The organism is Polaromonas aquatica (assembly GCF_050626995.1).
In the GTDB taxonomy this organism is placed as follows: Bacteria; Pseudomonadota; Gammaproteobacteria; order Burkholderiales; family Burkholderiaceae_C; genus Polaromonas; species Polaromonas aquatica_A.
Map to the genome: position 1 here is coordinate 1,207,288 of NZ_CP192467.1, position 17,592 is coordinate 1,224,879.

The window sequence follows — 17,592 nt, forward strand, 5'->3', positions numbered from 1 at the left end:
GAAAAAGGCGCTGCTAAGGTGGAGGGCGATGCATCTCCCTCCCTCCTCCTCATCCCCACTGTCCCCATCACCGGCGCTTACACCGCTTTCGGCGGCATTACCGACCATAGGTCTGCAGACGGCCCTCTTCCTGGATTTTGACGGCACGCTCGCCGACCTCGCGTCCGAGCCTGAGGGCGTTGAATTGGCATCAGGCGTGATTCCGGCCCTGGTCCGGCTTTCAGAACAGCTGGGGGGTGCACTGGCTATCGTGTCGGGACGCAGGCTGGCCGACCTGGACAGCTTCCTGGCGCCGCTGCGGCTGCCCGCGGCAGCCGAACACGGCGCCCTGCGCCGCCAGGCCGATGGCCGCGTCGTCAGCCTGGCAGCCCCCGATGTGCAGGAAGTGGCGCGCCGCGCCGCGGAACTGGCGGCACACCACGACGGCCTTCGTGTGGAAATCAAATCAGCAGCGGTCGCCCTGCACTACCGCCATGCGCCAACGCTCGAGGCGCTGTGCCTGGAGGTCATGCAACAAGCCGCGGACAGCACGCCGGGGGTAGAACTGCTGAGCGGCAAGTTTGTATTTGAAGTCAAACCGGCCAACGTCAGCAAGGGTATTGCCATCAGGGCCTTCATGACCGAGCCACCCTTTGCCGGACGCCAACCCATCTTCGCGGGGGATGACACTACCGATGAAGACGGGTTCTCCGCAGTTCAACTGTTGGGCGGAAAAGGCATCAAGGTCGGCGAAGGCGCGACGCTTGCGCAGCACCGCTGCGCATCGCCGGCCCACCTGCGGCAGTGGTTGCACGCCGCCCTGGGCGGCCCCGCGGAAGACACGGCTGGCGCAAGGGGCCCGCAGCGGCAGGCAGCCATCCAGGAAAGCCGCCCATGAGCGTCACGGACGACTCCATTCGCTTTGCACCGCCGGCCGAGCCGTCCCTGGCGATGGGTGTCATCGGCAACTGCGCGTTCAGCGCACTGATTGACGTGCGCGGCCGCATCGTCTGGTGCTGCCTGCCGCGGTTTGACAGCGCCCCCGTGTTCAATGCGCTGCTGGAGCCGCAGCCTGGGCAAGCCGATGCGACAACCCCTGGTTCGGGGGACTCGCAGGCCAGCGCCTTCGCCATCGAAATCGAAGACTTCGCCGAGGCCAGGCAGTGGTATGAGCCCAATACCGCCGTGCTGCGCACCCAGCTGTTCGACAAACGCGGACAGGGTATAGAGATCACCGACTTCGCGCCTCGCTTTTTCAGCCGCTCGCGCTTCTTCAGGCCGATGACGATCGTGCGCCGCGTCAAACCCATCCATGGCGCGCCGCGCATCCGCGTGTCGCTTGACGTGCGCTTCGACTGGGGCCGGCGCAAGCCGCTCATCACACAGGGGAGCAATCACCTGCGCTATGTGGGCGACGAATTCACGCTGCGCCTGAACACCGACGTGTCGATTTCCCACCTGCTGTCAAAACAGCCGTTTGTGCTGACGCGTGAGCACAATTTTTTGCTGGGCGCCGACGAGTCGCTTGCCGACGGCATCGCCGACACGGCGCGCCTGTTTGAGCAGGAAACCATCTCCTACTGGAAAAAATGGAGCCAGCGCCTGCACATTCCGCTGGAGTGGCAGGAGGCCGTGATACGCGCGGCCATCACACTCAAGCTTTCGCTGTTCGAGGACACCGGCGCCATCGTCGCGGCCATGACCACCAGCATTCCCGAGGCACCCGGCAGCCAGCGCAACTGGGACTACCGCTTTTGCTGGCTGCGCGACGCATTCTTCGTGGTGCGCGCGCTCAACAGCTTGTCGGAAGTCGGCACCATGGAAGACTACCTGCGCTGGCTCAGCAATGTGGTGGTGCAATCCAATGGCGGGCATATCCAGCCGCTCTACGGCATAGGCCTGGAGCGCGAGCTGCCCGAATCCATCATGGTGCACCTGGGCGGCTACCGCGGCATGGGCCCCGTACGCGTAGGCAACCAGGCACAAGAGCACTTCCAGCACGACGTTTACGGCAATGTGCTGCTGGGCGCGGCCCAGTCCTTCCACGACCACCGCCTGCTCCACCGCGCGGGCATTGCCGAGTTCAAGCGGCTGGAGGACGTCGGCGAACAGGCCGTGCGCAACTACGACCAGCCCGACGCCGGCATGTGGGAACTGCGCACACGCGCACGCATCCATACCTCTTCGGCCCTGATGTGCTGGGCGGCCGCCGACCGGCTGGCCAAGATCGCACTGGTGCTGGCGCTGCCCGACAGGGCCGATTACTGGCGCAGCCACGCTGCCGTGATGCAGGAACGCATCCTGCGCGAGTCCTGGAGCGAAGAGCGGCAGGCCTTTGCCGAAAGCTTTGGCGGGCGCGACCTGGACGCCAGCGTCCTGCTGATGATTGAGGTGGGTTTCATCGACCCGAAAGATCCGCGCTTCATCGCCACGGTGGATGCACTGGAAACCCATTTGTGCGACGGCCCCTACATGCGCCGCTATGAGGCGCCCGACGACTTTGGCAAACCCGAAACCGCCTTCAACATCTGCACTTTCTGGCGCATCGACGCGCTGGCACGCATAGGCCGCAAGGAGCAGGCGCGCGAGATTTTCAAGACCATGCTGGCAGCCCGCAATCACGTCGGCCTGCTGTCGGAAGACACACATCCCGTGACCGGCGAGATGTGGGGAAATTTTCCGCAGACGTATTCGATGGTAGGCATCATCAATGCGGCCGTGCGCCTTTCAATGCCTTGGGAGTCACAGGTATGAGCGCCATTTTTCCGCCGGGCCACCCCAAGGAAAAAACGGCCCCCGAGGGGCTGGAGCCTGCGGCTCCAAGCCTGCCTGCGCAGGTTTGGACAGGCGACAGAGGCGAAGCGTCTCGCGAGCCGCGGCCTGCAAGGCCTCGCGCAGTACACGAAGTGACAAGCGTGGGGGGCATGTCGTGAGTCGCCTGGTGGTTGTCTCGAATCGCGTGGCTGATCCGCGCAAAGCCGCAGCCGGTGGCCTGGCAGTCGCACTGGGCGATGCACTGAACGCCACGGGCGGTCTGTGGTTTGGCTGGAGCGGCACGGTCGTTGAGGGTGGCGCGCCGGGCGAAGGCGAGCTGCATGTGCAGCAGGCGGGCAACGTCAAGCTGGCCACGGTGGATTTGTCGACTGAAGATCACGCAGGCTATTACCTGGGCTACAGCAATGGTGTGCTCTGGCCGGTGTTTCACTACCGGCTGGACCTGGCGCGCTTCGATGCGGCCTTCATCGAGGCCTACCGCCGCGTCAACCGGCTGTTTGCCCACAAGCTCATGAGCCTGCTGCGGCCTGACGACATCATCTGGATCCACGACTACCACCTGATCCCCATGGCCGCGGAACTGCGTGCCATGGGATGCAACAACCGCATCGGTTTTTTCCTGCACATTCCGCTGCCACCGCAGCAGGTGCTTGCCGCCATTCCCCAGCATGAGTGGCTGATGCGCGCCTTGTTCGCTTATGACCTGGTCGGCTTCCAGAGCGAAAACGACTTGCTGCACTTCTCGCGTTACGTCCAGGCAGAAGCCGGCGCCGTAGCGTTGGGCGACCACCGTTTCAGGGCTTTTCACCGCACGGTGCGCGCAGGCGCCTTCCCGATCGGCCTCGATGTGGACGAGTTCGCGGCGCTCACGCATGCACAGGATGCGCGCGATATGTACGAACGCATGAAGGAAGAATATTCACGCCGCAAGCTGCTGCTGGGCGTGGAGCGGCTCGACTATTCCAAAGGCCTGCCGCAGCGGCTTCGGACGTTTGAAACCCTGCTGACAAAATATCCGGAAAACATCCGCAGTGCCACGCTGATCCAGATCGCATCACCGAGCCGCGAAGACATGGGCACCTACACCGATCTGTTGCAGGAACTTGAAAGCCTGTGCGGCGCCATCAACGGCAATTTCGGCGAGCTTGACTGGATGCCCGTTCGCTATATTCACCGCAACGTGGCGCGCAAGCGCCTGCCGGGCCTGTACCGCGTAGCCCGAGTGGCGCTGGTCACGCCACTGCGCGACGGCATGAACCTGGTGGCCAAGGAATTCATCGCCGCGCAGGATCCGGCCGATCCGGGGGTGCTGGTGTTGTCGCGCTTTGCAGGTGCGGCCGAGCAGCTTGAGGACGCGCTGCTCGTCAATCCTTACGATACCGACGGCACGGCTGACACCGTACAGCGCGCGTTGCAGATGCCCCTGGAAGAGCGCCAGGCCAGGCACCAGAAGCTGCTCAAGAAAATCCGCGAATACGATGTGCACTGGTGGCGGAAGGAGTTTTTGAATGCGCTTGGGTATGAGGGGCCAGCTTAGTTGAGTCGGTCTTGCTCCGGCTTTAGCGTGTACTTCTGAGGTCTGCTGGCCGGGGGTAGCCCGGCAGCTACTCACTTTTCTTTTGCTTCGCCAAAAGAAAAGTAAGCAAAAGAAAAGGCGACCCTGCTGTCTGCGACCCCTGCGCTGCGCTACGGGGCAACCTGCGGTGCTCGGTCCAGCCGGGGTCAAAAACAACTCGCTTCGCTCAAACAAGTTTTTGCCCTGATCCGTCTGGCCCTGCGCTCCTCGGCGCATACAGAAGGGGGTGGGGAAGGAATACCAAACAGCCCACAGCCCAAGACAAGAACCCGATACCTGGAGAAACAAGGACACGCCATGGCGTGTCCTTGTTGGTATTCGTCTTTGTATTCGAATTCGGACTTCCCCGTTCTGGCTGGGCCGAGCAGCGCAGACGGAGGCGGAAGGTCGGGCCGCAGTTGTTTGAGCGAAGTGCAACGTAGCGAGTTCTGCGGAACGCCGCCGGAGTCGAGCAGCGCAGGTTGCCCGAAGCGAAGCGTAGGGACCCAGACTGCGGGTCGCCTTTCTTTTGGTGACTTTTCTTTGGCGAAGCAAAGAAAAGTTACTTGCAGCCGGGCAACCCCGGCCAGCCACTCTCAGCAAAAAGCAAAACACTAAGAAACGATATAAGCCCCAGCCCCGGTAGAAAACAGCTTCCCGTCGGCACCCAAAAACTCCATCCTCGTACTCGCCACCCTCGACCCAAGCCGCATCACCTCAGCCCGCAACTCAAAAAACTCACTGATACCGGGCCGCAAATAATCCACCCGCAGATCGATGGTGCCCAGCTTGGAAAATCGGTGCAGCCGCTGCGTCGGCGATTCGTCCATGTGGCGTGCACCTATGGCCGCCATCACCGCCAGCCCGCCCATCGCATCAAGCCCCGCGCTGATCACGCCGCCGTGAATGCGGTTGTGCGCATAGTGGCCTATCAGCTCGTTGCGCATGTCGATGCGTGCGGTGACCTGTTCAGCCGTCACCGAGGTGATCTTCAGCCCCAACAGCTTGTTGAAAACGATTTTTTCTTCAAACAGCTCTTTGAGGCTGGCAACGAATTCGGGCTCGAACTCAATCGTGTCGGCGGGGGTGATGGAAGCTTTGGTCATAGGCCCAATTGTCGTGCAGCGAGGTCTTTCATGATTTCTTCAGCACCGCCGCCAATCATCATGACCTTGACCTCGCGGTAGATACGCTCGCTTTTTGTGCCGCGCATATAGCCCATGCCGCCCAGAATCTGCACCGCCTGGTCGGCACAGAACTGCATGGTTTGCGTGGCGTGGTTCTTCAGCAGACACACCTGCGCGACCCATTCCGCGTTGACCGCGGCTTCCTCACCCGCATCGGCACGCGCGGCCAGCGCATCGGCCCAGGCGTGGGTCGATGCGATGCGCATCTGCATGTCCATCAGTTTGTGGCGTATCACCTGGCGCTCGACCAGCGCCGCGCCAAAGGTCTGGCGCTGGCGCGCCCAGTCCAGCGCTTCGTCATGGCAGGCCTGGGCAAAACCCAATGCAGCCACCGACAAGGCCATGCGCTCGCCATTGAAGTTGCCCATGACCATGCGAAAGCCGGTACCTTCTTCGCCGATCAAATAGCGGGCCGGCACGCGCACATGGTCAAAGCGCAAATGCGCCGTGTCCGAGCACCACCAGCCCATCTTCTGCAAAGGGCTGCGCGAGAGGCCCACCGCATCGCCCGGCACCACCAGCATGGAAATGCCGCTCGGGCCTTTGGCCTCGCCCGTGCGTACCGCCACCGTCAGAAAGTCGGCCCGCATGCCCGAAGTAATAAAGACCTTCTCGCCATTGACCACATAGTCAGCGCCGTCCCGCCGCGCTGTCGTTCGCATAGAGGCCACGTCGGAGCCACCCCCCGGCTCGGTGACGGCCAGCGCTGCGATTTTTTCACCGCGCAGCACGGGCGCGACGACCTCTTGCTGCAAGGCCGGGCTGCCGTGACGCAGCACCGGCGGCAGCGCGATGTTGTGGGAGAAGAGGCTGGCCATGACGCCGCCGCTGCCGCCATAACGACACAGCGCCAGGGTGACCGCATTGCGCAGCCGCCAAGAGGCAGGCGTGCCACCCAGTGATTCAGGGTAGCCCAGCCCCAGCAAGCCCAATGCCGCGGCCTGTGAATAAAGCTGGCGCGGAAACCCGCCGGCTTCGTCCCACCGCGTGACATGCGGCGCAATCTCGCGTTCGGCGAAACGGCGTACGGTATCTACCATGGCCGCAACGGCCTCAGCATCTTCGTGATGCGTTGGTTGAAGCGGTGCGCTCATGCTTCAAACCTCAGCAGCACCTGGCCAGGGCTGGTTTGCCGGCCCACCTCTGCCATCACGGCAGCCAGCACGGCATCATGCGGGGCGTCGATCGCATGCTCCAGTTTCATGGATTCAATCACCAGCAGCGTCTCGCCGCGCTTCACGGCCTGGCCGGGCCCGGCGTGGACCGCGATGATCTTGCCGTTGAACGGTGCGCGCAACTCCTGCGCGGCGACCGTACCGCCAGATGTTGCGGGTTCAAACGTGGCATCTTCCAGAAACAGGTCAACGGCGCCCATCTGAACATGCCAACGCACAGCCGATTGACCCGCAGCTTCTTTCAGGCGCACAACAGATACGTGCTGCAGCATCTGGCCCATGCTTACCGCCACAGTCCCATCGGCTTGCGGCGTGATTGCGGCGCGCAGTACTTCGCCTCCCACTTCAACTTCCAGTTCTCCCCGGCCGAGTTCGCGGACGCGCAAGTCCAACAACTTCGCACGGTGTCGCAGCCTGACCGGTTTGGGAAAAGGACATGGCAGATCAGAGTTTTTAGTAAAAATGGCGGATAGCCCAGCAATCACCTGCGCATTCAGCTCCTCCTTTTGTAGCAACCCCCTGATTACCCCGCCCTGCTCAGTCAAAAAAGGAACTAGCGCCTGGCCGCAGCGGAACACCGGGTGCCCAAGGCAAGCCGCCAGAGAGCGCCGATTGGTCGGCAACCCCAGCACCTCGGTGCGGCCCAGCGCCGCCGTCAACTGGTCAATGGCTTGGCCGCGCGTCGAGGCATGTGCAATCAGCTTACCTAGCATCGAGTCGTAATGCGGCGAAACCACCTGCCCTTCAAACAGCGCGTGGTCAAAGCGGACGCCACCGGGTTCCCGAAAGCGCTGCACCGTGCCCGTGTGCGGCGTGAAGTTTTCGTCTTCGGCGCACAGGCGCACTTCAATCGCATGGCCGGTGAATACCACCTGCTCTTGCGTGAGAGGCAGCGTCTCTCCTCGCGCCACGCGCAACTGCCAATCAACGAGGTCAAGCCCGGTCACCGCTTCCGTCACCGGATGTTCCACCTGCAAACGGGTATTCATTTCCATCAGGAAGAAATTGGCCCCCACGCTTGCCACTTCGTGTGCGCTGCCCCCCAAGGGGGCCTTCGCGCCTTGGGGCGGCCCGGCGGCGCTCAACTCCGGCCCCTCGACAAGAAACTCCACCGTCCCCGCCCCAACGTAGCCCGCGGCCTGCGCCAGCGACACGGCCGCGCCACACATGCGCGCGCGCAGCGCCGCATCCACCGCCGGGCTGGGCGTCTCTTCAATGATCTTCTGGTGGCGGCGCTGCACCGAGCAGTCGCGCTCACCCAGGTGAATGCAATTGCCGTGCGCATCGGCAAACACCTGGACCTCCACGTGGCGCGGGTTCAGCAGAGCCCGTTCGATCAGCAGCTCCGCGCTGCCAAAAGCCGCAAGCGCTTCCGAACGCGCGCTCTGCAGAGCCGCCAGCAACTGCGCAGCCTCATGCACCAGCCGCATGCCGCGTCCGCCGCCGCCGGCGACGGCTTTGACCATCAGCGGATAGCCGATGCGTTCGGCTTCGGACGCAAACCGGCCAACAGACTGGTCATCGCCCTGGTAGCCGGGCAAGCAAGGTACACCCTGCGAAGCCGCAAGCTGCTTGGCGGCCGACTTGCTGCCGAGCTGCCGTATGGCGGCTGGCGGCGGCCCTACCCACGTGAGGCCCGCTGCAAGCACCGCGTCGGCGAACGCGGCGTTCTCACTGAGGAAACCGTAGCCGGGATGCACCGCATCGGCGCCGCTGTCCCTGGCCGCGGCAATCAGCTTGTCGATGCGCAAATACGAGTCGGCCGAGCTGACACCGTCCAGCGCAAACGCGCTTCCCGCCTCACGCACATGCAGCGCACCGGCGTCGGCGTCTGAGTACACCGCCACCGTCTGCATACCCATGGCCTGCGCGGTGCGCATGATGCGGCGCGCAATTTCGCCGCGGTTGGCGACCAGCAGGGTTTTTATGTTGGTCATGCAGCAGGCTTCTTGCCGGATTTGGCAACACCCATGATCCTGGCGATGATGCCCATCATCACTTCGTCGGCGCCGCCGCCTATGGAGCCGAGCCGGCCGTCGCGAAACATGCGCGAGACCTTGTTCTCCCAGGTGTAGCCCATGCCGCCCCAGAACTGGAGGCAGGTGTCGGGCACCAGGCGGTTCAGCCGCCCGGCCTTGAGCTTGGCCATGGAAGCGAGTTCGGTCACGTCCTGGCCCTGTACATAGAGTTCGCAAGCGCGGTAAGTCATGGCCCGCAGGCTTTCGACTTCGGTCTTCATCTCGGCCAGCTTGAACTGCACCCATTGCTGGTCGGCCAGGGCCGCGCCGAAGAGCTTGCGTTCATGGGCCCACTCGACCGTCCATTCAATGCAGTTGGTAAGCGACTGGATGCAGCTGGCCGCGCACCACAGGCGCTCTTCCTGGAACTGCATCATTTGGTAGACAAAACCCGAGCCTTCGGTGCCGATGAGGTACCGCTGCGGCACACGCACTTCGTCAAAGTAAATCAAGCCGGTGTCGGACGAATGCATGCCGATCTTCCTGATCTTCTTCGCCGCCTCGATGCCTTTGCGCAGCTTGCCGCCTTCGCGCATGGGCACCATGACCAGGCTTTTGTTTTTGTGCGCCGGGCCTTCGCCGGTGTTAACCAGCATGCACATCCAGTCAGCCTGCAGGCTGTTGGTGATCCACATCTTCTGGCCGCTGATGAGGTAGTCGCCGCCATCCTTGCGGGCGTGGCTTTTGATGGAGGCGACGTCGCTTCCGGCTCCCGGCTCGCTGACGCCGACGCAACCGACAGCGTCGCCAGAAATCGCAGGCGCCAGGAATTCATGCTTGAGTTCGTCGCTGCCAAAGCGCGCCAATGCCGGGGTGCACATGTCGGTCTGCACGCCGATGGCCATGGGTACGCCACCGCAATCAATGTGGCCCAGCGCTTCGGCCATGGCCATGGCGTAGGAGTAGTCCAGCCCGGCGCCACCGTACGTTTCGGGTTTGGTCAGGCCCAGCAGGCCGAGATTGCCCAGCTTCTTGAAGACTTCATGCGCCGGAAATATCTCGGCGGCTTCCCATTCGTCGACATGCGGGTTGATCTCGGCGTCTATAAAGCGCTTGAGGGTTTTCTGGATTTCCAGATGTTCGTGGGTGTACTGCATTTTGTCTCCGGTTCTTTCCGTTCGCGACTGGCCTACATACGCGCCACGCCAAATTGCATGGGTCGCAGTTGCCGCGCTTCAGCCTCGACACACATCGCCAGGCATTGCGCCAGTACGGCACGCGTATCGCGCGGGTCGATCACGCCGTCATCCAGCACCAGGCCGGAGGTGTAGAACACATCGGCCTGGGCCTCAAACATCGCGACGATCTTGTTGTACTGGGCTTGCGACTGGGCCGGGTCTGGCGCAACGCCCCTGCGCGCCAGCGCCGCTTCGCCGACGATCTGCATGGTGCGCGCGGCCTGCTCGCCGCCCATGACCGCCGTCTTGGCGCTGGGCCAGCTGAAGAGAAAGCGTGGTGCATAACCGCGGCCGCACATGCCGTAATTGCCCGCGCCGAACGATGCGCCGCACTGGATGGTGATTTGCGGCACGGTGGCATTGGTCACCGCCTGGATCATCTTGGAGCCGTGCTTGATCATGCCGGCCTGCTCGCTTTCTTTGCCCACCATGTAGCCGGTGGTGTTTTGCAAATAGATGATGGGGTGGCCCAGCTGGCACATCAGCTGGATGAAGTGCGTGGCCTTGTTGGCGCCCGCCACGTCGATGGGGCCGTTGTTGCTGATGATGCCGACGGCATGGCCGTTTATCGACGCCTGCACGCACACGGTGGCGGCGCCATAGAGCGCCTTGAAGGGTAGAAAGTCCGAGCCGTCTACCAGCCGCGCAATCACCTCGTGCATGTCCAGGGGCTGGCGCAGGTCGCTGGGGACCAGGCCCAGGAGTTCATCGGCCGGGTACAGCGGTTCGAGAGGTTTTGCCTCTTTCGCTATCAAATTAATAGCTGCTTGCCCAAAACTTTCCTGGGCAAAAGGCCGATTTGACCATGAAGTCCGTGCAACCACCTCGCGCGCCAGTCCCAACGCGTGGCGGTCGTCCTCGGCCAGTTGCTCCCCCAGGCCCGACACGCCGGTGTGCATTTCAGCGCCACCCAGTTCTTCTTCCGTGGCCACCTCGCCGGTGGCCGCCATCAAGAGCGGCGGGCCCGCGAGAAAGGCGCGCGACCGCTTGCGCACCATGATGACGACGTCGCTCAAGCCCGGCATATAGGCGCCGCCCGCCGTGCCCGAGCCGTGCTGCACGGTGATGACGGGAATTCCCGCCGCCGACAGCCGCGCGAGGTTGCGAAACAGGCTGCCTCCGTGCACAAAACCTTCGACCCGGTAGCGCATGAGGTTGGCGCCCGCGCTTTCCACCAGATGGATGAAGGGCAGCTTGTTTTGCAGCGCGATCTCCTGCACGCGCAGAATCTTTTCCAGCCCCATGGCTTGGACGGCACCGGCCTCTATGCCCGAGTCGCTGGCCACCACCATGCAGCGCACACCGCTCACAAAGCCGATGCCGGCGACCACGCCGCCGCCGGGCACCGACTGCGCGGCGTCCTTGCTGTCTTGCAAATAGCCTGCAAGGGAACACAGGCCCAGCCAGGGCGCGCCTGCATCCAGCAACAGCGCCACACGCTCACGCGGCAGAAGCTGTCCGCGCTTGTCAAACGCAGGCCGGGATTTGGCTGACGTTTCGGCGCTGCGCTCTTCCAGCGCGCGCAGCGCAGCGATGCGCGCGAGCATCGCTTCTCGCCGCTGCAGGGCCACAGCCCCGTCCGCGTTCCATGCCGACTGGAACACCGTCATGACTGGAAGACCTTGGGTGTTTCGGCCAGGTGAAAACCTTCAAACGGCTTGATGGCATTGCGCTGCAAAGCCTCTGCATCAGGCCGCTTCATGGGCCAGCCCATGCGCACCTGGGGCCGGGCGCCATCAATACGCAAGGTGCTGCCGCTGATGAAGTTGGCGGCCTTGCTGAGCAGGAAGACGACGGCGGCCGAGGTTTCACTCTCGGTGCCGAAGCGGCCCAGCGGCACGGTGTTGCGCATCTCGCGCAGCATGGGACCAGCCTCTGGCGGATAGTGGTCCATGCCGCTGGAGGCGATGTACCCGGGCGCGACCGCATTGACGCGCACGCCGCTGTGGGCCCATTCGGCGGCCGCGGTTTCGGTAAAGCTCACCATGCCGGCACGCGCCGCGCCGCTGTGGCCCATGCTGGGCATGGAGCCCCACATGTCGGCCACGATGTTGACGATGCTGCCGCCTTTTTCCCGCATGGCCTGCAGGTAGCATTCGCGCGCCATTAAAAAACCGCCGGTCAGGTTGGTGTTTATCACGGCTTCCCAGCCCTTGGCGCTGATGGACTCCAGCGGTGTGATGTACTGGCCACCCGCGTTGTTGACCAGTCCGTCGATGCGGCCCTGCGCCACCGCGATGGCGGTGATGGTGGTTTTGACGGCCTCTTCCTGGCGGATGTCGCAGGGATGAAAACTCACGCGCCCGCCCTGGGCTACGATTTCACCGGCCACGCTGTGCAGCTTTTCGGTGTTGCGGCCTATCAGCACCACATGCGCGCCCAGCGCGGCCAGCTCATGCGCGATGCAGCGGCCAATGCCGGAGCCGCCGCCGGTGACCACGATGACCTGGCCGGCAAAGAGGCCCGGCTGGAAGACGGATTGGTAAGTCATGTGCGGATCTTTCTTGCCGGTGTTTTGGAAGGTTTTTCCCCAATGAACAACGCCATGGCAGCGTCCGTCAGGTCGTCGAGTGAGGCATTTTTGTTGACATCAAACCACTGCACCGACCAGTTGAGCGCGCCAAAGATCAGCAGGCGCGCGAGCTTCACCGGCCCCTTGATTTGCCCCGCTTTGGCCAGTGCGGCCAGCACAGGCTCCCACACCGCTTCATAGTCGCTTTGCAACTTGGCCAGCAGGCCGCGCTGCCGGGCTGTGATGGAGCGCGACTCGTACAGCATCACGGGAATGAAGTCACTGCCGGGGCCCAGCAACACATCGAAGTGGTTGCGAATCAGCACGCGAAACAGCGCCGGCGCCTCCGCGGTGGAAAGCCCCGCCGCCGCCGCTTGCAGGGCCGCCGCCTGGCGCTGCAGGGCTGAGCGCATGCCTTCCTCCATCACGGCATTGAGCAGCGCACCCTTGCTTTTGAAGTGGTAGAAGGGTGAGCCGCTGTGCATGCCGACCGCGGCCGCGATGTCGCGCGTGCTGGTGGCGTCAAAGCCTTTTTTGCGAAACAGCCGGGCGGCGGTGTTGACAAGTTCAACACGGCGGTTGCCGTCGTCGCGCTCGTCCAGCGTCTTGCGTGGGCGGCCGCGCGGGCGTTTTTCGGTGGCGCCGGATTCGGACTGGGGTTGGGTTCTGGCCGGCGCAAGGGCGCGTGTGGCACGTGCGTGGAGGCGCGATCGCGCAGCGGGTTTGTCCATGAGGGCAGACCTTATCAAAACCCGATATTTTTAGCAAGCACGTGCTTTGTAAAAATATCTGGGCGATAGCACCCTGTCAGCGCGTGGAGGTTTTCTTCCCGGTTGCCGTTTCTACCGGGCCATCCTTGTCCGTCACCCTGACCTGGGGATGCGCCCCGTGGATATGTGCGGCGTGGCCTTTGTCCGCAGGGAGGCGGCTGTGCTGGAGCGCGGCCTTTTCCAACTCGCTCAAGATGCCGCATGAGGCGCTGGCCTGGCCGCTGGCACATTGCTCGCGCAGCAGCTTGAGGTCCTTTTCAAGCGCCTTGAGTTCACGGATGCGGCTCGCGACATGGCCGATGTGCTCATCCAGCAGCGCATTGACATCGGCGCAGCTGTCATCCGGGGTGTCCTTGAAGCTCAGCAGGGTGCGGATTTCGGCCAGCGTCATGTCCAGCGACCGGCAGTGGCGGATAAAGGCGAGCCGCTGCACATGGCTTTCATCGTAGATGCGGTAATTGGCCTCGGTGCGCGCCGCTTCGGGCAGGAGGCCCTCGCGTTCGTAGTAACGAATGGTTTCCGTCTGGGTATGCGCAGTTTTTGCCAGTTCTCCGATTTTCATGGCGACTCCTTGAACATCGTCCCAACAGCGCTGTAGGGGTACTCAGCAAGCTTGACTCTAAGGCCGCTACAGGGTTTCCAATTAAGCCATGAAATCTGAAAAACACCTTGTTTCCGGCCCGCAAACCCCTACCGGCGACTGTTGCGGCAGAGCCCATGCAGCACACGCGCCCGTTCCCGCCGCGGCGGGAACCGCGGGCCGGTTATTTCGCATCGCCAGCATGGACTGCAGCGCCGAGGAATCGGATATACGGCGGGCGCTGGAGCCGGTCACCGGCATCCGTTCGCTTGGCTTTCAGCTGGGCGCGCGCACTCTCAGAATAGTCGCCAGCGAAGAGGCTTACACGCCAGCCCTGGAGGCAATCCGCAAGGCCGGGTTTGATCCCCACCCGGTCCTGGCGGGTCCTGCCGCGCAAGACGGCGCCCGTGTCCATGAAGTGCATGAACATGAGCACGGCCACAGCCATGAAGGTGGTTTCGATTCCGGTGGCGGTATCCGCCTGGCCGCGGCACTGGCGCTGGCTGCGGGGGCCGAGCTGGTGTCTTTTTTTGCACCCGAGCTGCTGGCCTGGAAGATCACCGGCATGGCGGTGGCTGCTTTGGCCATTGCCCTGGCCGGCCTGGACACCTACAAAAAAGGCTTGGCTGCGCTGCTACGCGGCAAGCTCAACATCAATGCCCTGATGTCGGTGGCCGTCACCGGCGCCTTCCTGATTGGCCAATGGCCGGAAGCCGCCATGGTGATGGCGCTCTACGCGATTGCCGAGCTGATCGAAGCCCGCGCGGTGGACCGCGCCCGCAATGCGATCAAGGGCCTGCTGGACATGGCGCCTGAGGAAGCGCTGATGCGGGGCGCAAACGGCACCTGGTTGGCAACACCTGTGGCCGCTGTACCGCTGGAGGCTGTGGTGCGCATCAAGCCGGGTGAGCGGCTGCCACTGGACGGCGTGGTCACCGCTGGCAGCAGCGCGGTCAACCAGGCGCCCATCACGGGCGAGAGCATTCCGGCCGACAAGGAACCCGGTGATAGCGTTTTTGCCGGCACCATCAATGAAACCAGCGAGATCGAGGTCCGCGTCACGGCCACGGCCGGCAACACGACGCTGGCGCGCATCATCTATGCCGTCGAGCAGGCACAAGGCAGCCGCGCACCGACACAGCGCTTTGTCGACCGCTTTGCCGCCGTCTACACGCCGGCGGTTTTTGCCATCGCCGTCGCGGTGGCGGTGCTGATGCCGCTGCTGGGAGGCCTTACCTGGCAAGAGTCGCTGTACAAAGCGCTGGTGCTGCTGGTGATTGCCTGCCCCTGCGCGCTGGTGATTTCCACACCGGTCACTGTCGTGAGCGGCCTGTCAGCCGCTGCGCGCCGGGGCATCCTGATCAAGGGCGGCACCTACCTTGAACAAGCGCGCCTGCTCAAAGCCGTCGCGCTCGACAAGACCGGCACCCTCACGGAGGGCAAGCCCCGACTCGTGGATTGGCGCGCCTGGGGAAACGCAGACGCATCGATGGCCGCACAGCTGGCCGCCGATATGGCATCACGCTCCGATCATCCGGTGTCCAAAGCGATTGCGGCGGGCTTGAGTGTTGAAGCCGCCGACGTGCAAGCCTTCAGGGCTTTTCCAGGCCGGGGTGTTGAGGGCGTCATCGGGGGCAAACGCCTCGTGCTGGGTAATCACCGGTTGATACATGAACGGGGCTTGTGCGAGGTGGCACTGGAGTCCGAACTCGCGCTGCATGAACAACAAGGCCGCACTGTGACCTTGCTGGCTGACGACGTGCGCGTGCTGGCCCTCTTCGCCGTCGCCGACACCATCAAACAAAGCTCCCGGCAAGCGATTGCTGACCTCAAAGCTCTGGGCGTCACCCCCGTGATGCTGACCGGCGACAACGCCGCCACCGCACAAGCCATCGCCGCGCAGGCCGGCATTGACGACGCACGCGGAGACTTGCTGCCCGAGGCCAAACTCACCGCCATCCAGCAGATGCAGCAGCGCTACGGCATCACCGGCATGACAGGCGACGGCATCAACGATGCGCCGGCGCTGGCGCAGGCCGACATTGGTTTTGCCATGGGCGGGGCCGGCGCCGACACGGCCATGGAAGCGGCAGACGTCGTGATCATGAACGACAACCTGGAGCGTGTGGCCGAAACCGTGCGCCTGTCGAAACGCACGCACACCATCCTGTGGCAAAACATCAGCCTGGCGCTTGGCATCAAGGGCATCTTCCTGGTGATGGCCGTCTTCGGCACCGCCACGATGTGGATGGCGGTGTTTGCCGATATGGGCGCCAGCTTGCTGGTGGTGGGCAATGGCCTGCGTCTGCTGCGCAAGCAGAACCCATGATGGGCGCCACATCAACACAGGCAATGGCGCAGGAACACAGCCGCCGCACCTACCGGCAATTGATGCTCGGTTTTCAGGAAGACACCGGCCAGGACCTTGAAGCACGTTGGACATGGCTGATGGCCGCGCACATTGTGGGCCAGCAGGATTTCGGTTTGCATTGGCGCAGTCACATCGCCATGCTGCGGTTTGCGCTACAAACGCGGGACTACCGCGAAGCAAGAGGCCAGCTGATGCGCCTGAGCCTGGTGCCCTTCGGGCATCTGGCAGGCCGGCTTCCCGCCGGGAACAGCGGGCGCGCGACGGTAAGCGCATTCATGACCATGCAGGTCGATCCCTCGCTTCGGGAGCTGATTTCGCAGGCTCGTCAAAAAACGGGCTGACCAACCACCTCCCGCGAGTGAGGCGGCGTCATCCGGCCGGAGCAGCGCTCAGCGCTCGACGGTCTTGTTCCAGCGCGCGTTCCAGGCCGGGCGGTTTTCGTTGATCGCGTCCCAGTCCACCGTGGTCGCCGTCTTCATGTAAGTGTTCATCTGGGTCACCAGCGCTGCGGCCTTGCCGCTGGCCTTGGTCTTGGGGTTGGACGGGATCTGGTCGCCGTGTTCCAGCGCCGCGGCCTGGGCTTCGGGCGACAGCAGATACTGCGCCAGCTTGTGGGCCAGCGCGGGTTCGCTGTTTTTGGCGATCACACATTCGCCGACAGTCAGCACGGCCGAGCCTTCCTTGGGCTGCACGTATTCCACCGGCAGGCCCTTGTCTTTCAGCACGCCGACGGCGGTAGGCGTGAGCGGGAACATCGCGGCCTCGCCGGTCTGCACCATTTCGGCGAGCTTGGCCGAGCTCGGGATGTACTCGAGCACGTTGGGGCCTATGGTGGTGGGCCAGGCCTTGAAGCCGGGCTCCACGTTCTTGTCGTTGCCGCCCTGGATCCGGTTGAACAGCAGGAAGCCGTGCAGGCCGAAGGTCGACGATGACAGCGACTGGAACACCACCTTGCCCTTGTACTTGGGATTGGCCATGTCCATCCACGAGGTGGGCGGCGTCCAGCCCTTTTCGGTGAACATCTTCTTGTTGTAGGCGATGCCGGTCATGCCGACGTTGACGCCGGCGGCCATGTCGCCCTTGAAGCGCGCGGTCGGGAACAGGTCGTTCAGCGCGGGGGTGGCCTGCATTTTTTCGCACAGGCCCATGCCGATGGCGCGGTACATGATGCCGTCGTCCAGGAACATCACGTGCATCTGCGGGTTGTCCTTGTTGGCCTGGGCTTTGGCCAGGATGTCCGAGGAAGTTCCGGGCACGACCACGACCTTGACGTTGTTGGCTTTCTCAAATGCGCCGAAGACGTGTTCGGTGTAGGTCTTTTCCATGGTGCCGCCGTTCATGCCGATGTACAGCGTCTTGGTCTGGGCCATGGCGCTACTGCTAGTCAGCCCGGTAAAACTCGCCGCGAGAACGGCAAGCGATACCGCGGTGGCGCGGGCGGTCGGGAATCGTGGGGAGGTGTGCATGGAAAGCTCCTGTGGCGTGGGTGAAA

14 protein-coding genes are annotated in these 17,592 nt (G+C 63.5%); 5 read left to right on the forward strand and 9 right to left on the reverse strand.

The annotated features are described in order from the left end of the window. Nucleotides 1–28 precede the first annotated feature (28 nt). The 3 genes from otsB to otsA all read left to right on the forward strand — a co-directional run bounded on the left by otsB (nt 29) and on the right by otsA (nt 4,291). Complete coding sequence (otsB, locus tag ACQ4MS_RS05830) at nt 29–877, forward strand: trehalose-phosphatase (RefSeq protein WP_431098339.1); 849 nt, start codon at nt 29–31, stop codon at nt 875–877. After that, nucleotides 874–2,733 carry a glycoside hydrolase family 15 protein gene (locus tag ACQ4MS_RS05835; RefSeq protein ID WP_431098340.1) on the forward strand — a complete coding sequence of 620 codons (1,860 nt, stop codon included), beginning with the start codon at nt 874–876 and terminating at the stop codon, nt 2,731–2,733. The genes otsB and ACQ4MS_RS05835 overlap by 4 nt, the downstream gene beginning before the upstream one ends. Nucleotides 2,734–2,908: 175 nt before the next feature. Further along, a complete protein-coding gene (otsA, locus tag ACQ4MS_RS05840; RefSeq protein WP_431098341.1) occupies nt 2,909–4,291 on the forward strand; it encodes an alpha,alpha-trehalose-phosphate synthase (UDP-forming) in 1,383 nt (460 codons plus the stop codon). 632 nt (nt 4,292–4,923) lie between these two features. Here the strand turns inward: otsA and ACQ4MS_RS05845 are convergent. From ACQ4MS_RS05845 to cadR, 8 genes are all read right to left on the reverse strand, one after another. After that, complete coding sequence (locus tag ACQ4MS_RS05845; RefSeq protein WP_431098342.1) at nt 4,924–5,415, reverse strand: thioesterase family protein; 492 nt, start codon at nt 5,413–5,415, stop codon at nt 4,924–4,926. Continuing rightward, on the reverse strand, nt 5,412–6,590 hold the full coding sequence (locus ACQ4MS_RS05850) for an acyl-CoA dehydrogenase family protein (RefSeq protein ID WP_431098343.1): 1,179 nt from the start codon (nt 6,588–6,590) through the stop codon (nt 5,412–5,414). Before ACQ4MS_RS05850 ends, ACQ4MS_RS05845 begins: the two co-directional genes overlap by 4 nt. After that, nucleotides 6,587–8,608: a biotin carboxylase N-terminal domain-containing protein gene (locus tag ACQ4MS_RS05855; protein ID WP_431098344.1), complete on the reverse strand. Its 2,022-nt coding sequence runs from the start codon at nt 8,606–8,608 to the stop codon at nt 6,587–6,589. Before ACQ4MS_RS05855 ends, ACQ4MS_RS05850 begins: the two co-directional genes overlap by 4 nt. Next, on the reverse strand, nt 8,605–9,786 hold the full coding sequence (locus ACQ4MS_RS05860) for an acyl-CoA dehydrogenase family protein (RefSeq protein ID WP_431098346.1): 1,182 nt from the start codon (nt 9,784–9,786) through the stop codon (nt 8,605–8,607). The genes ACQ4MS_RS05855 and ACQ4MS_RS05860 overlap by 4 nt, the downstream gene beginning before the upstream one ends. A gap of 32 nt (nt 9,787–9,818) precedes the next feature. Continuing rightward, entirely contained in the window at nt 9,819–11,477 is a 1,659-nt protein-coding gene (locus ACQ4MS_RS05865) for an acyl-CoA carboxylase subunit beta (RefSeq protein WP_431098348.1), read from the reverse strand. Beyond that, nucleotides 11,474–12,358 carry an SDR family oxidoreductase gene (locus tag ACQ4MS_RS05870; protein ID WP_431098349.1) on the reverse strand — a complete coding sequence of 295 codons (885 nt, stop codon included), beginning with the start codon at nt 12,356–12,358 and terminating at the stop codon, nt 11,474–11,476. The genes ACQ4MS_RS05865 and ACQ4MS_RS05870 overlap by 4 nt, the downstream gene beginning before the upstream one ends. Beyond that, a complete protein-coding gene (locus ACQ4MS_RS05875; protein ID WP_431098350.1) occupies nt 12,355–13,110 on the reverse strand; it encodes a TetR/AcrR family transcriptional regulator in 756 nt (251 codons plus the stop codon). Before ACQ4MS_RS05875 ends, ACQ4MS_RS05870 begins: the two co-directional genes overlap by 4 nt. A gap of 76 nt (nt 13,111–13,186) precedes the next feature. Then, on the reverse strand, nt 13,187–13,711 hold the full coding sequence (gene cadR / locus ACQ4MS_RS05880; RefSeq protein ID WP_431098351.1) for a Cd(II)/Pb(II)-responsive transcriptional regulator: 525 nt from the start codon (nt 13,709–13,711) through the stop codon (nt 13,187–13,189). A gap of 88 nt (nt 13,712–13,799) precedes the next feature. Here cadR and ACQ4MS_RS05885 point away from each other — a divergent pair, with 88 nt between their 5' ends. Both ACQ4MS_RS05885 and ACQ4MS_RS05890 read left to right on the forward strand, forming a co-directional pair. Further along, entirely contained in the window at nt 13,800–16,058 is a 2,259-nt protein-coding gene (locus ACQ4MS_RS05885; RefSeq protein ID WP_431098353.1) for a heavy metal translocating P-type ATPase, read from the forward strand. Continuing rightward, entirely contained in the window at nt 16,055–16,441 is a 387-nt protein-coding gene (locus ACQ4MS_RS05890) for a DUF3703 domain-containing protein (RefSeq protein ID WP_431098355.1), read from the forward strand. The genes ACQ4MS_RS05885 and ACQ4MS_RS05890 overlap by 4 nt, the downstream gene beginning before the upstream one ends. A gap of 48 nt (nt 16,442–16,489) precedes the next feature. Here the strand turns inward: ACQ4MS_RS05890 and ACQ4MS_RS05895 are convergent, their stop codons facing one another. Then, a complete protein-coding gene (locus ACQ4MS_RS05895) occupies nt 16,490–17,566 on the reverse strand; it encodes an ABC transporter substrate-binding protein (RefSeq protein ID WP_431098356.1) in 1,077 nt (358 codons plus the stop codon). Nucleotides 17,567–17,592 lie beyond the last annotated feature (26 nt).

Bases quoted from the DNA above. Each gene is read 5' to 3' on its own strand.
- otsB (WP_431098339.1), top strand. From the start codon at position 29: ATGCATCTCCCTCCCTCCTCCTCATCCCCACTGTCCCCATCACCGGCG.
- ACQ4MS_RS05835 (WP_431098340.1), top strand. From the start codon at position 874: ATGAGCGTCACGGACGACTCCATTCGCTTTGCACCGCCGGCCGAGCCG.
- ACQ4MS_RS05845 (WP_431098342.1), bottom strand. From the start codon at position 5,415: ATGACCAAAGCTTCCATCACCCCCGCCGACACGATTGAGTTCGAGCCC.
- ACQ4MS_RS05850 (WP_431098343.1), bottom strand. From the start codon at position 6,590: ATGAGCGCACCGCTTCAACCAACGCATCACGAAGATGCTGAGGCCGTT.
- ACQ4MS_RS05855 (WP_431098344.1), bottom strand. From the start codon at position 8,608: ATGACCAACATAAAAACCCTGCTGGTCGCCAACCGCGGCGAAATTGCG.
- ACQ4MS_RS05860 (WP_431098346.1), bottom strand. From the start codon at position 9,786: ATGCAGTACACCCACGAACATCTGGAAATCCAGAAAACCCTCAAGCGC.
- ACQ4MS_RS05865 (WP_431098348.1), bottom strand. From the start codon at position 11,477: ATGACGGTGTTCCAGTCGGCATGGAACGCGGACGGGGCTGTGGCCCTG.
- ACQ4MS_RS05870 (WP_431098349.1), bottom strand. From the start codon at position 12,358: ATGACTTACCAATCCGTCTTCCAGCCGGGCCTCTTTGCCGGCCAGGTC.
- ACQ4MS_RS05875 (WP_431098350.1), bottom strand. From the start codon at position 13,110: ATGGACAAACCCGCTGCGCGATCGCGCCTCCACGCACGTGCCACACGC.
- cadR (WP_431098351.1), bottom strand. From the start codon at position 13,711: ATGAAAATCGGAGAACTGGCAAAAACTGCGCATACCCAGACGGAAACC.
- ACQ4MS_RS05885 (WP_431098353.1), top strand. From the start codon at position 13,800: ATGAAATCTGAAAAACACCTTGTTTCCGGCCCGCAAACCCCTACCGGC.
- ACQ4MS_RS05890 (WP_431098355.1), top strand. From the start codon at position 16,055: ATGATGGGCGCCACATCAACACAGGCAATGGCGCAGGAACACAGCCGC.
- ACQ4MS_RS05895 (WP_431098356.1), bottom strand. From the start codon at position 17,566: ATGCACACCTCCCCACGATTCCCGACCGCCCGCGCCACCGCGGTATCG.